The organism is Prochlorococcus sp. MIT2309 (assembly GCF_059772305.1).
This window is the reverse complement of record NZ_CM186282.1, coordinates 1,609,372-1,622,504: the sequence shown is the minus strand read 5'-3', so window position 1 is coordinate 1,622,504 and position 13,133 is coordinate 1,609,372. Positions and strand designations below refer to the sequence as shown.

Genomic DNA, 13,133 nt, shown 5'->3' with positions numbered 1-13,133 from the left:
AACTTTTACAGTTGCTCTAAAAGGTTTTTTTAATACTCGCTGACCTTACTTGTCGTTGATGCTTTATTTATACACCATTGTATACGTTTAAGAATCTCCCCGTATCCTTCAACAACTCCACCAAGATTTTTTCGGAAGCGATCTTTATCAAGAATCCGGTCATTCTCATTACTTGCGTTTTTGTCCCAAAGCCTGCAGGTGTCTGGACTTATTTCATCAGCAATAACAATTTCTCCTTTAAAATTCAAGCCCATTTCCAATTTGAAGTCGACTAAAGTTAAGTCGATTCTTTCAAAAAAGTTTTTGAGAATCTCATTAACTTTTCTTGCAAGTCTCTCGATTTCCCCATACTGCTCTACAGAAACTATCTTTAAAAGCTTTATTCTCGCCTCTGATAAAAAAGGATCATTCAGATTGTCATCCTTGTAGTAAATATCAAGTAGAGGAGTTTCTAATTTGGTGCCTTCTTTTATCGGAGTCTCTCGGATCAATGAGCCTGTTGCAACATTCCTAATAACAATTTCAAGTGGAATAACTTCAATTTTTTGAGCCAGCATAAATCTGTCACCAGTTAGCTCCAAGAAATGGGTTGGGATTGAGTTATCTCTCAGGAGAGAGAAAAGATAAGCTGAAATTTGACAATTCAAAAACCCCTTGCCCTCAAGTGTAGATTTTTTCTTTGCATTAAAAGCAGTCGCGTCATCCTTGAATTCGATAATGACATTATTTTCCTGATCAGAGTCAAAAACCTTTTTAGCTTTACCTTCATATATCAATGATCCAAAATTAGGTTTCATTTGCAATTCAAAAGCTTTTGAATTGCAAACTAGTCAAATTAAAGCTGAACGTCTAAATTCTTAAATGAATGAGTTATGAATCAAAACAAATTCTACAATTATTGAACTAACTGAACAGAAATGATTAATTATTAATAATGAAAAAGAAGCACACCATTTGATCGCTTCTCTTGGTCCTCAATCTTGTCATGTCCACAACAAGTAAATCAACAATCAAACTACCAACTTTGAGGAAAATCCTAATAGTGGGGTCTGGGGGTCGCGAGAATGCCTTGAGCTGGGGACTAAGCCAGTCCGAGGAGGTGGAGAAAGTTTTCATAGCCCCAGGCAATGGTGGTAGTGGACTAATTAAAAATGTAGAAATTGCTGACATTAATGAAAAAGATTTTGAATCTTTAAAAAATTTCTGTATATCTGAAGAAATTGGCCTTGTGGTTATTGGCCCAGAGGGACCATTAGCTGATGGACTAGCCGATGTTCTCAGAGCTGCAAACATCCCTGTATTTGGGCCTAATAAAGATGGGGCTCAGCTTGAGGCCAGCAAAGATTGGGCAAAAAAGTTAATGAATATTTCTGGAATACCTACAGCTAAACATTGGACAGTCTCAAGTGAGGATGAGGCTATTAATGTTTTAAACAAAGTCAATCAACCTTTAGTTGTTAAAGCGAATGGATTAGCTGGTGGAAAGGGAGTAACTGTTCCAAAAAATATTCATGAAACTGCATCAGCAATTCATGATGCTTTTGATGGCAAATTCGGATCAGCTGGAGAAACATTAATTTTAGAGGAAATTCTTAGTGGGCCAGAAGTCTCGATATTCGCTCTTTGCGATGGGGAAGAAATGATAATCCTCCCTCCAGCTCAGGATCACAAAAGATTGAAAGAGGGAGATGCTGGCCCCAACACTGGGGGCATGGGTGCGTATGCTCCCGCTCCTTTAGTAAATGATGCACAACTTAATGAAATAAAAAAATCCATACTCATCCCAACGATTGAAGCATTAAAAAAACAAGGAATAGATTATCGGGGCGTAATTTATGCAGGATTAATGCTTACAAAAAATGGTCCAAAAGTAATCGAATATAATTGCCGATTCGGTGATCCGGAATGTCAAGTACTCATACCACTTTTAGGAAGGAACCTTGCACTAGTGCTTCAAGCATGCGCCCATGGAAATATTAAAAATGGTATGAAACTAGAAATTAGTAAATTAGCTAGTGTCTGCGTTGTTCTAGCAGCAGATGGATATCCAGAATCACCAAGAAAAGGAGACCTCATCAGAATAGATCTGGAACCGAGCTCAAACACACAAATATTCCATTCAGGCACTAAGATGAGCAGTGACGGTGGTCTTTCAACTATCGGAGGAAGGGTGATTTCTATAGTCTCGCAAGGCAATAGTTTTGATGAAGCATTTTCTTCAGCTTATGAAAGCATCAAAAAAATTGACTTTAAAGGAATGAATTTCAGAAAAGATATCGGGCATCAAGTACGTGGTGACTCCTCGCAAGTAACCTCTTCAAACTAACTTCTATGACTGAAGCAAAAAGCATTTCAGTTACTGAAGATCAAATTAATGATCCAAAACCAGATTGGTGGATAGCGATTGTCGTGTGGTGGGCTGGATTTAATTTAAGATCAAAACTTTTAGCAATAGCAACATTGGGAGTGAGTTTTATAATGACACTTACAACCTTTTTTGCACTTAACAGCATACAAAGAGACGCGGGTCTCAACGACACTAGATATGCAAGGGATTTAGGTCTTCTTCTCTCGGGAAACGTAACTGAGCTTGTTGCAAAGGGACAAGACAGGGAGCTTTTTAATGTTGCTGAAAAGTTTTGGAGATCTAGTCGCAATCTTCGGTACATTTTTTTCACAGACCCTGAGGGAACAGTAAACCTAGGGATACCAGTCAGTGCAACGCCACAAGATGTTGATGGAGACCTTCAATTCACAAGAAAATTACAAATACCACCAGAGCTTAAAAAGCGCCCTCAATTTCCTTTAGTAAGACAGCACACCACACCTCAAGGACAAGTAACAGATGTTTTCGTTCCAATGCTCTGGAAAGGAGAATACATTGGAACATTGGCTTTAGGCGTAACACCAAACAAAAATGCTCTTGAGAGTGCTGCACTTACAAGAGAAATAACCGTTGCTGTCTTTATCTCAATTTGGGTACTTGTAATCATTGGAGCTGTTTTTAATGCACTTACGATCACTAGACCAGTAAGAGAACTTTTAAAGGGTGTTAGAGAGATTGCAAACGGAAATTTCAAATCAAGAATCAAACTTCCAGTTAGTGGTGACCTAGGAGAATTATTGAATGGCTTCAATGCAATGGCATCACAACTTGAGGATTACGACAATGCAAATATTGAGGAACTAAGGGCTGCGCAAGTTAAGCAGCAATCACTTATTGCGACAATGGCAGATGGTGCAATTCTATTAGATGAGCAAGGAAAAATTGTACTAGTCAATCAAACTGCCCGTCGACTGTTCCGCTGGGAAGGGAGAGATCTTGAAGGACAAGAATTTTTAAGCCTACTTCCTGAAATAATCTCTAACGATTTACATGCGCCTATTTCCTCATTGCTGGGGAATATGGAGGATAGTGATGATTTGCGTTGCACATTGGATGAACCCCCCAGGACATTCAGAATTGTTCTCCAATCAGTTAGGGATTCAAGCGGTGAAACTCTCAAAGGTATCGCAGTGACAGTTCAGGATCTAACTAGAGAGGTAGAACTAAACGCCGCTCAAAGAAGATTTATTAGCAATGTTTCTCATGAACTAAGAACACCTTTATTTAATATCAAAAGTTATGTTGAAACATTACATGACCTAGGAGACCAGCTTTCGAATGACGAACAAAAGGAATTTCTAGGTATTGCAAACTCTGAGACCGATAGGTTAACAAGACTTGTCAATGATGTTCTTGACCTCTCAAAACTTGAATCAAATAACATAGTTCAATTTGAATCAATTGATATTGGTCCTGCTATTGAACAAACAATGAGAAACTATAAGCTTAATGCAGATGAAAAAAATGTTGAAATCAGACTAGACATCAATAATAGTCTCCCCTTAGTGAGAGGTAACTGGGACCTATTGCTACAAGTACTAGATAATTTAGTGGGAAATAGTCTAAAATTTAGTAGTGAAGGTGGAATTATTTCAATCAAGGCTTATCCGTGGCCAGATGCTTGCGTGGCCGCTCCATTAGAACCCGAAACAAATGCTCCACACTGTAATCTAGTTTCGCCACTGCCCAGCCTAAGAATAGAAATTGCTGATACTGGTTGCGGTATTTCTGGAGTTGATCAACAAAGAATTTTTGAGAGGTTTTTTAGAGTTGAAAATGCAGTGCACACTGAAGTTGGAACGGGGCTTGGTCTATCAATTGTCAGAGGTATAGTAGAGAAACTAGGTGGCAAAATATCTATGGCCAGCGAATCTGGTCTTGGAACAACTTTTTGGTTTGAACTTCCTCTTGAGGAATCTGATGAGGAAGAGATATTTATAAAATCACAAAAGAAAAGCCGTGATTGGGATATGGATATCGATTATTAAATTAAAAATTGAATTAAATTGGCGAGTTAGTTTACTTTTTTTCGATACTTTTAAAAACACCAGGTATTTGATCTTCTGATGTAATCCTGTGTGGAGCTCCGCTGAAGATCTGCTCAAAATTAGAGAATGAATCTTTAATTTGAGGTCCATCGTTTGTTATCAAGAATTCTCTAATTCTTTTGTCATGCCATGATCCTCTCATCTTAAATACATTGACAGCTCTAGCCATTTCTCCTCGAATCTCTACATATTGAAGAAGTAAGATAGTATCAGTGATTGTTGATATGTGAGAATCAGTTATTGAATGACTTCCCATAAATTCCTCAGCAGTATTGGTAAAGAATCCAGCTATTTCCTCTTGCTTGGCATAACCAGTTACACCTATTACAAATTGTCTAAAGGCATTTAGGCTAACACCTCTAGCCAGCGCAGATAATGAATCAATGGCCATTCGAGAAGGCTTAAAACTTGTAATTTCTGTTTTTATTATTTGTAGGTGATCTTCAAGTCCGGTTGATTCAGGGTAAGCACAAATAATTTTCAAAAGACCATCTTCTTCCATCTTCTCAAAATCGATCCCCCAACTAGTGGCATTCCTCAATAATTGTGCCCGTGATTCTTCGTATGCAAATAAGATCGCACGTTCATCATTAAGATAAGCATCCTCAATAAACTTTGAGACCAACATTGTTTTACCTGTTCCAGTCGCACCAGTTGCCAAAATAATAGAATCTTGGAAATAACCACCGCCACACATCTCATCAAGCGCAGGGACCCCAGAACTTATTCGTACATTTGATGATCTTTGGGTCAATCGCATTGCGCCCAATGGGAATACACTTATTCCGTTTGCCCCCATCGTAAAAGGAAATTCTCCTTTCATATGTGTTGTGCCTCTAAGCTTTAAAATTTCAACAGTCCGTCTTCTTCTTTCCGATTCTAATACATTCCTCAAAATCACTACGTTATCAGAGACAAATTCTTCAACACCATATCTAGCAATAGGACCGTACTCATCAACTCTTTCAGTAGTCATGACTGTTGTAACCCCTATCTCTTTTAGACGTGCTATTAGCCTGAATATCTCTCGCCTAACTACGTAGATTGCATCGTATTGCTGAAAAACAGCTGTCATTGAATCTATGGCAACTCTCTTGGCTTTGTATTTTCTAATTGCATAACTTATTCTTTCAATCAAGCCAGATAAATCGAAGCTACCTGCAACATCTTGACCATCAGGATCAGGAGAGGCATCAAGAATAAACAACTTATTCTGGTCTATAAGTTCCTGTAAATCCCATCCAAAACTTGCAGCATTATTGATTATGTCTAAAGGAGATTCTTCAAAAGTAACGAAGATACCAGGCTCATCAAAGTGCAGAATTCCATGATGAAGATATTGAAGGGAGAAAACTGTTTTACCTGTTCCAGAAGTTCCACTAACTAAAGTGCTTCTTCCATTAGGAAGTCCACCATGGCAAACATCATCAAAGCCCTCTATCCCCGTTGGCAACTTCTGTAATTGCATGCTTGATGGTGCTGATTTGCTTGAAGATTGCATGGGACCTTAGTTATGATTTAAAGCTAGAGGAAAATTGCACACATTCATTAGGATCTCAGGTCACCTTAAGAATCTCTTTGAGAGATGTCCTCATCTGCAAACGATTCAATAGAGGTAAATTCCCCCTCCTTTAGTTCATCATAAAGTAGATCCAATCCAATCAAAACCCTTTCCCTATCTGACAAGTCACCTATTATCCTTCTCACAGGTGGTGGTAATATTTTTGCGAGAGTAGGAGTTGCAAGAATTTTATCCTCCTCAGCCAGTTGCGGATTTTTTAGCACATCAATAACTTTCAGTGCATAAACTCCTCTGAATTCCGTTTCTAGAATTTCTTTGAGAGTTTTCAGAGCTCTCATGGAATTTGGTGTGTTTCCTGCTACGTAAAGCTTAAGAATGTATGTTTTTCTGGGTCCCATCATAACTCTCCATAAATTTCATTCAAACTAGATTCTTGACTAAAATATGCTTAAAAGGCCAAGATGTTAGTTTGTTTTTCGATTGCGAATTAGGCCTAATCGTTTTTTAGGAATCGATTCACACAAATCAAACACTAAAACGAGCCTAACCGCGTCAATTAAATCAATGACTCCAAAAGCATCCTCGAATAAAGTCGAGAAAAATTCTGATCAATACGCCATAGTTGAAACCTCGGGCTCTCAATTTTGGTTACAGCCAAAACGTTATTACGACCTTGATAGAATTCATGGTGAAGTCAATGAGCAAATCACCCTAGATAAAGTGCTCCTTATCAGCGAAAATTCTGAAATTCAAATAGGTCGTCCCTACATTAAAGGGGCTAGTGTGGTCCTCAAAATCATGGAGCACAGAAGAGGGCCTAAGATTCTCGTCTATAAAATGCGCCCAAAGAAAAAGACCAGAAGAAAAAATGGACATAGGCAAGAACTCACCAGAGTAATGGTTGAGGAAATTTCCGTCGGAACAAAATCAAAAGTTCCCCCTAAAGCAACTCAAAAAACTAAAAATAACGACACCCCCTAGAACGATGTAAAGTAGAATCAACAACATTTCACTCATAAATCAATCTCAAATAGAACATGGCACACAAAAAAGGTACAGGCTCAACACGAAATGGGCGTGATTCGAACTCCAAGCGACTTGGAGTTAAAGCTTATGGAGGTGAAAAAGTTACTGCTGGTTCAATACTTATTCGCCAAAGAGGAACATCCATTATTCCAGGCATAAATGTAGGAAGGGGTAAAGATGATACGCTTTTTGCTTTGACTGATGGAATTGTAAATTTCGAGAGTATTAAAAGAAATCTTCGCAACAGAAAAAGAATCAATGTTGCTGTATAAATATATAATTTGGATTATTAATAAAATATCTAGTTTCTAGATTTATAAGCTCTGGTTGTTATTAAATAAGGGTGGAATATCTCTATAAATCTATCTTGTAATGTAAGAAAAAATTCGTTAATCATTTTAGGATCATCAAAATGAAATGGGAACTCACCTCTTTGACCTTTATAAAAATACCAATTAAGTAAAGCGACAGAATCATCATTCATACGTTCATTAAATATACACAATTGCTCTGATGGATTTGGCAAGTGTTCGAGCACGTCTAAGCAAACCAGAGTATCAAAACTGATATCGTCAGTCTCCTCTAAACTTCTATGAACGGAAATATTACCCTCCAAGCCCAAGGCTGCAGCTCTTACCTCAACAAATTCTCGATGCAAGGGATTTAGATCTACAAACCACACATGATCAACGGTTTTCAATGCGGCCAAAGCAAGTGTATGAGTGCCGATTCCACCACCAAAATCAAGGACTTGTCCTCCAGCAAACATTTCTTGAAGACGAAGAGTATCAGCAATGTATTCACAGCTATTCAAATGCCAGGAAGCTAGGTCAATTAAGTGAGCATCACCAACACTCTTTTCATAAAAGTCTTTGGCGTTTTCTGGTTTTAATGAACCAGGATGAATATTGGCAAGTGTTTCCATCCCCCTGGGTAATTTCTCCTCTAAGTCTTTCGAGGATAATTTTAAAAATTCACACAGATGCATTCTTAAGTCAAATCCTGACTTCAAAAAATCATCTACCCCAAGATTCAATTTATGCATTACGGTTATTGTTTATGAAAAATTTTAAAACCCAAGTTCACATACTCAAGTATGGTTCAAGTGATGTGCATTTCAATAGATCAATTAGGAGACTTATATAATGCCCGTACCTTTTGGCTTTTTAAGCGTTGACAAGCCTGCAGGACTGACTTCCCACGATTGTGTTAATACTCTCCGAAAAATTTTCAAAACCAAGCGTATCGGGCATGGTGGAACATTAGATCCCGCTGTCACTGGCGTTCTTCCAATAGCAATAGGTAATGCAACAAGACTTTTACAATATTTACCAAAAACAAAAACTTATTCAGCTATTATTCAATTGGGAATTGAAACAACAACAGATGATATTTTTGGAGAGATAATTAAGAAAAAAGAATGTCCAAAAATTGATAAATATTTTCTAGAAAAAATTCTCAATAAGTTTGTTGGTAAGATCAAACAAAAACCCCCGTTAGTATCAAGCGTTCATATCAATGGGGAGAGAGCTTATAAGAGATTTAGAAGAGGGGAAAAATTTGATATGGAAGAAAGAATAATTGAAATTAATAGTATTGATCTTTTAAATTGGGATGATAATTTTGGGAGATTGTCAATTACAATAGAGTGCTCATCGGGCACATATATACGCTCTCTAGCAAGAGACATTGGTAATGAACTTAAAAGTGGTGGATGCTTACTTGAAATGAGACGAATAGCAGCCCTTGGTTTCAAAGAGAAAGATTCAATTCCGTTACCAAAATTTGATCCATATTGCCAAAAAATTCCAGATTTAATAAATCCTATTGACAAATTGAGTAATATCAAAAAAATAAGTATTGATAATAATAAGACAATATCTTCATGGAGAATGGGCAAAAAAATTAAATTTAATCAGGAACAAGTTAAAAACCCATCAGAGGAATATTTAGCTAATAATGATGAATTTATATTGCTTTACAATAATTGTGAGGTTATGGGAATTGGTGAAATTCTTAGTGCTGATACAATTAAGCCAAAAATTGTATTTAATGCTATTGGCTAAGAATTAAATCAATAGGGTCTAATTTTTACGCCAGAATAATAATGATAAATAATTTGCTTAAAGTTAGCTCCTCTTTTTGCCAAGCCATTTGCACCCCATTGACTTAACCCAACTCCATGTCCAGCACCATTTCCATTGACAATTAAGTCATAATTTTCTCTAGCTTTTGGTAGAGATAAACCATTATTTTCGGTATATTTATTATTAATATCTTTTTGCCTTACTTTTTCCTTTAAATTATTCGAAGAGTCTTGTGTAGAGACCATTTTAAACCGAACAAGTGTGCTTTTAAGTCCTAATCGCTCTCTTAATTGTCTCCCTGTCTGATATACATATCCTTTTGGTCCATAAACTTTGGCATTTAAGACTCGACCTGTTTTACTTTTATTTATTATTTGTATATTTTGAACACCTCCAGTTTGAGGGAAAATTATTTTCAATTGTTCAGTTTCAAATTTTTTTTTCCATCTATATTTTGGGCTATGATTATCATAGTCAGGAACACTTTTTAAGTAAGGTAGTTGATATTTCCAAACAGATCCACTTGCTTCTGTCTGTCCCCCTGAACTACTATGAAAGACTGCACTAATCAATTTCCCTTTATATTTAATCACTAATGATCTAGTACTTTTTACTGCTCTCTTAGTACTTTTTGTCTCTGACTCCAATCCAAGATAAACCTGACTAGATTCTGTAGAATTAATATCAAAAATTTCTTTTTTTCCAAACCTTTTTAATGCATAAGTTCGCGCTGCTACGGCCTGCGCCTTAAGAGCAGCTTGAGGCCAGCTCTTTGGCATCTCAGCACCCACAACACTTACCAAATATCTCTCAATACCCAAATGATTTACAACAATTAAGTTTTCTTTATTATGACTGATTTTTATATTACCGGCATATCTTCTTTTGCCTAACCAGATACCTCTTGGATCTGTAGTTGAAACTTTAATTAAGCTACTTGAAGGAATACTTCTCCAGGTATCTTTATCAATTTTCCATAAAATTTTATTATTTGATGCTTTTAATTCAATAGCATTAGCTCTCTTCCTAACATAACTCAAACCACTTACTGAGAGTGGTATCTTCCCATCTGACCTGAATCTAACTTTTTTTGATTCGTCAATTAAAACTCTCATTATTGGTTCATTGCCTGCATGGACCAGACAAGGCACTAAACTCCAGGTAGTTCCCAGGCTAAGTAAAAAAACAAAAATAAAACTTTGCCTTCTAACCAAAATAGAACTCTTAATGTTCAAACTTTATTTTGGCGGTAAGACATATGCAAAACCACTGCCAAAATTATAAACATCTGAATTAACCAACAGAGAGAAAGAAGTTGCAGGTAACTTTTCTTGGCACAAGTTCTGGAGTACCCACACGGGCTCGCAATGTATCAGCGATGGCGCTGAGATTGCCTCAACGTTCTGAATTATGGTTATTCGATTGTGGAGAGGGAACTCAACACCAATTCATGCGCAGCAGTCTTCGATTATCCCAACTAAGGCGGATATTTATTACTCACATGCATGGTGATCATATTTATGGACTTCCTGGTCTTCTGGCGAGTTTGGGACTTGCTGGTAAAAGCAATGGCATAGACATTTATGGTCCTTCCCCATTAAATGATTTTTTACAAGGGGTCTTTAAAAATAGTTCCTGTAAAATAGGCTATCCATTACGCATACATGCAGTAGAAGAATTCGCCTTTGGTGATTCTTCTTTAATTGACGATAAAGATATTTCTGTAAGTTGTGCTCCCTTAAAGCACAGAATTCCAGCTTTTGCATACCGCATAGACCAAAAAGCAAAGACAGGCAAATTTGACCTCAAAAAAGCTCAAGAACTCAAAATTCCACCTGGACCAGTTTATGCAGCTTTAAAAAGAGGAGAAAATATTTCCCTACCTGATGGGAGAACTTTTCAAGGGAAAGATTTCACCGGGGCTCCAAAAAGCGGTCTGAGCATGGTTTATTGCACAGACACAATGTTTTCAGAAAAAGCTGTTGAATTCTCAATGGGAACAGACCTTCTTGTTCATGAATCCACTTTTGCTCATAACGATGCTGATATGGCATACCAAAAAGCTCATTCAACAAGCACAATGGCAGCGCAAACTGCACTAGGAGCACATGTAGGACAACTAATTTTGACTCATTTCAGTCCTCGATATGCACCAAATAATGTAATAACTCCCAATGACCTGCTTAATGAAGCAAAAGCAATTTTTCCCAATACCCTTCTGGCAAAAGACTTTCTTCAAATAGATGTAAAAAAAAGCTGCAACAGTTCGTGATCCGTTGTGGTTGGATATCCCAGCCCATGAAACAATAGTTCCGTTTGGTGTTTCAGTAAACCGCTGGCGTTTTAAATGGCCTCTCTATTTTCTTCCTTGAAAAGATCCATAACAAGACTATTAATCTTGTTACCTGTAGTGGTGGGATTAATTATCAGTCCCATCTCAACAAATGCTCTGTATCCAAGTGATCCATCATCTGTAGATACACTTGATACTAGTCTCCATGGACAAAATCTTCAAAATACAGAATACGTAAAATACGATCTGTCTGGAAAAGATCTTGGAGACGCTGATCTATCCGGTTCTTATTTCAGTGTTGCAAGCCTCAAAAATGCTGATTTGACAGGCGCAAACATGACCAATGTGATTGCTTACGCTTCTCGATTTGACAATGCAAATCTGTCAAATGCAAATTTCACAGGGGCTGAACTTCTCAAGAATGTTTTCGATGGTGCAACCATTGATGGAGCAGACTTTACAGATGCAGTTCTTGATAAAAGTTCAACTAAGACACTATGCAAAACAGCAACAGGTAAAACTGCTGAGTCTCTAAAGTGTGATTCCTTGGGAGCAAATTATGTTCCTCCTTCCGAAGGTAAAAACTCTTTCAATCCTGGGAGAGGATAAATAACCAAATCACTTGGCATAAAAAAAGGCCAGAAATGGCCTTTTTTTATGCTGATTTTTTTCTGGTTGGGATTTATTTAGTTATGAGAAAAAAAGCTGCTGAAGCAGCACCTACTATAAATACAGGGACTCCAACTAATAAATGTGCGGTTCCAAAGCCAACTCCTTTTGAGCGCATTACGAAGTAACTAACACCAGCCGCACCAGCAGCTAAAGGAATGGCAGCAGAGGAAGCAGCAGCAACTGCGTGATAGTCGAAATTCATGCCTAAAAAATTTTTTCTTAGGTTATCCGGCATTCTCTAATTAGGCTTCATTCAAAAAAGCTTTGTAATGCTTTTCAAATTCTAATTTGAAAAATTGTTATCAAGGCGTTGGGAAATTGGTGTTTTCGGGAATTCGTGATCTTGGGTGCCTGCTGTACCACCATTCTTGAACAGAAGAATCAAACTTGTCAGGGAATAAGGTCAGAACTGTCTTAACTGGCTTATTCCCAGGCTGAAGAATTTCAACTGAATATGATGGTGATTTTCTTGCTGCAATATCAGGGACAAACCTATTCCCAATCCTCCTCCAGCTGGGCTCCTTACTCTTCCAAGACAGTCTGCAACATGGCCAAGGCAATTCTTCTCGATCAAAAAGCCTACAGCAGGGCCCAACAACGCGAAAAGAATATTGCCCACCATTACTGACGTGAATAGTTCCATGGTCAAGAAGATTAATATTTTTAGCGCCTAGCATTTTGACTCCCAAAAAAGCTCCTGATAAAAAGTAATCAAGAAGTTCTATGACATTGGCCAAGAAACTTCGATTTGGCAACTAAGAAGTAATATTTTAAAAAATTGGCCTAATAGAGTTGTTCTTCAAGATGCGTAGAAATAACACAATCGGAAGTTGGATAAGCAACACACATCAAAATATATCCTTGTTCCAGTTGTTTAGAGTCCAAAAAACTTTGATCTGGTTGCTCAACTGAGCCTGAGAGCACTTTCCCAACACATGATGAGCAAGCACCCGCTCTACAAGAATAGGGAAGCTTTATTTCACTCTCTTGAATAGCATCAAGAATATACTCATCATCAGGTATTTCTAATGTCTCATTCAGCTCTTCTGCCTCATTTAAAAATGTCACTTTGAAAGTTGATTTCATTAGCCAAATTAAG

Annotated in this window: 15 protein-coding genes; 7 read left to right on the top strand and 8 right to left on the bottom strand. The window is 37.4% G+C overall.

Annotated elements, in window-relative coordinates; translation table 11 throughout:
• Window positions 1-29: 29 nt before the first annotated feature.
• On the bottom strand, window positions 30-797 hold the full coding sequence (gene purC / locus AC6EJA_RS08865) for a phosphoribosylaminoimidazolesuccinocarboxamide synthase (RefSeq protein ID WP_498502298.1): 768 nt from the start codon (window positions 795-797) through the stop codon (window positions 30-32).
• Window positions 798-985: 188 nt separating this feature from the next.
• Here purC and purD point away from each other — a divergent pair, with 188 nt between their 5' ends.
• Window positions 986-2,326, top strand: coding sequence for a phosphoribosylamine--glycine ligase (gene purD, locus AC6EJA_RS08860; RefSeq protein WP_498502297.1), 1,341 nt, complete (start codon window positions 986-988; stop codon window positions 2,324-2,326).
• 5 nt (window positions 2,327-2,331) lie between these two features.
• On the top strand, window positions 2,332-4,374 hold the full coding sequence (locus AC6EJA_RS08855; RefSeq protein WP_498502296.1) for a HAMP domain-containing sensor histidine kinase: 2,043 nt from the start codon (window positions 2,332-2,334) through the stop codon (window positions 4,372-4,374).
• A gap of 31 nt (window positions 4,375-4,405) precedes the next feature.
• Here AC6EJA_RS08855 and kaiC read toward each other — a convergent pair whose 3' ends face one another.
• Together kaiC and kaiB are read right to left on the bottom strand one after the other, a co-directional pair.
• The gene (gene kaiC / locus AC6EJA_RS08850) at window positions 4,406-5,902 is read right to left on the bottom strand and encodes a circadian clock protein KaiC (protein WP_498503583.1); all 1,497 of its coding nucleotides are present in this window, start codon (window positions 5,900-5,902) and stop codon (window positions 4,406-4,408) included.
• A gap of 98 nt (window positions 5,903-6,000) precedes the next feature.
• The gene (kaiB, locus tag AC6EJA_RS08845; RefSeq protein ID WP_498502295.1) at window positions 6,001-6,354 is read right to left on the bottom strand and encodes a circadian clock protein KaiB; all 354 of its coding nucleotides are present in this window, start codon (window positions 6,352-6,354) and stop codon (window positions 6,001-6,003) included.
• A gap of 166 nt (window positions 6,355-6,520) precedes the next feature.
• Between kaiB and rplU the strand changes: the two genes are divergently transcribed.
• Window positions 6,521-6,937, top strand: coding sequence for a 50S ribosomal protein L21 (gene rplU / locus AC6EJA_RS08840; RefSeq protein ID WP_498502294.1), 417 nt, complete (start codon window positions 6,521-6,523; stop codon window positions 6,935-6,937).
• Window positions 6,938-6,993: 56 nt separating this feature from the next.
• A complete protein-coding gene (gene rpmA / locus AC6EJA_RS08835) occupies window positions 6,994-7,254 on the top strand; it encodes a 50S ribosomal protein L27 (protein WP_498502293.1) in 261 nt (86 codons plus the stop codon).
• A gap of 29 nt (window positions 7,255-7,283) precedes the next feature.
• Here rpmA and AC6EJA_RS08830 read toward each other — a convergent pair whose 3' ends face one another.
• A complete protein-coding gene (locus tag AC6EJA_RS08830; protein WP_498502292.1) occupies window positions 7,284-8,027 on the bottom strand; it encodes a class I SAM-dependent methyltransferase in 744 nt (247 codons plus the stop codon).
• Window positions 8,028-8,127: 100 nt separating this feature from the next.
• On the opposite strand from AC6EJA_RS08830, the gene truB reads away from it, so the two are divergent.
• Window positions 8,128-9,048 (top strand): tRNA pseudouridine(55) synthase TruB, encoded by a 921-nt coding sequence (gene truB, locus AC6EJA_RS08825; protein WP_498502291.1) that lies wholly within the window; start codon window positions 8,128-8,130, stop codon window positions 9,046-9,048.
• An 8-nt stretch (window positions 9,049-9,056) separates the two neighbouring features.
• Here truB and AC6EJA_RS08820 read toward each other — a convergent pair whose 3' ends face one another.
• Window positions 9,057-10,220 carry a SpoIID/LytB domain-containing protein gene (locus tag AC6EJA_RS08820; protein WP_498502290.1) on the bottom strand — a complete coding sequence of 388 codons (1,164 nt, stop codon included), beginning with the start codon at window positions 10,218-10,220 and terminating at the stop codon, window positions 9,057-9,059.
• A 164-nt stretch (window positions 10,221-10,384) separates the two neighbouring features.
• Between AC6EJA_RS08820 and AC6EJA_RS08815 the strand changes: the two genes are divergently transcribed.
• Together AC6EJA_RS08815 and AC6EJA_RS08810 are read left to right on the top strand one after the other, a co-directional pair.
• A complete protein-coding gene (locus tag AC6EJA_RS08815; RefSeq protein WP_498502289.1) occupies window positions 10,385-11,341 on the top strand; it encodes a ribonuclease Z in 957 nt (318 codons plus the stop codon).
• A 75-nt stretch (window positions 11,342-11,416) separates the two neighbouring features.
• The gene (locus AC6EJA_RS08810; RefSeq protein WP_498502287.1) at window positions 11,417-11,971 is read left to right on the top strand and encodes a pentapeptide repeat-containing protein; all 555 of its coding nucleotides are present in this window, start codon (window positions 11,417-11,419) and stop codon (window positions 11,969-11,971) included.
• A 73-nt stretch (window positions 11,972-12,044) separates the two neighbouring features.
• Here AC6EJA_RS08810 and AC6EJA_RS08805 read toward each other — a convergent pair whose 3' ends face one another.
• The 3 genes from AC6EJA_RS08805 to AC6EJA_RS08795 all read right to left on the bottom strand — a co-directional run bounded on the left by AC6EJA_RS08805 (window position 12,045) and on the right by AC6EJA_RS08795 (window position 13,120).
• A complete protein-coding gene (locus AC6EJA_RS08805) occupies window positions 12,045-12,236 on the bottom strand; it encodes a hypothetical protein (RefSeq protein ID WP_498502286.1) in 192 nt (63 codons plus the stop codon).
• A 100-nt stretch (window positions 12,237-12,336) separates the two neighbouring features.
• Window positions 12,337-12,711, bottom strand: coding sequence for a DUF8632 family protein (locus AC6EJA_RS08800; RefSeq protein ID WP_498503582.1), 375 nt, complete (start codon window positions 12,709-12,711; stop codon window positions 12,337-12,339).
• A gap of 106 nt (window positions 12,712-12,817) precedes the next feature.
• On the bottom strand, window positions 12,818-13,120 hold the full coding sequence (locus AC6EJA_RS08795; RefSeq protein WP_498502285.1) for a 2Fe-2S iron-sulfur cluster-binding protein: 303 nt from the start codon (window positions 13,118-13,120) through the stop codon (window positions 12,818-12,820).
• Window positions 13,121-13,133: the final 13 nt, after the last annotated feature.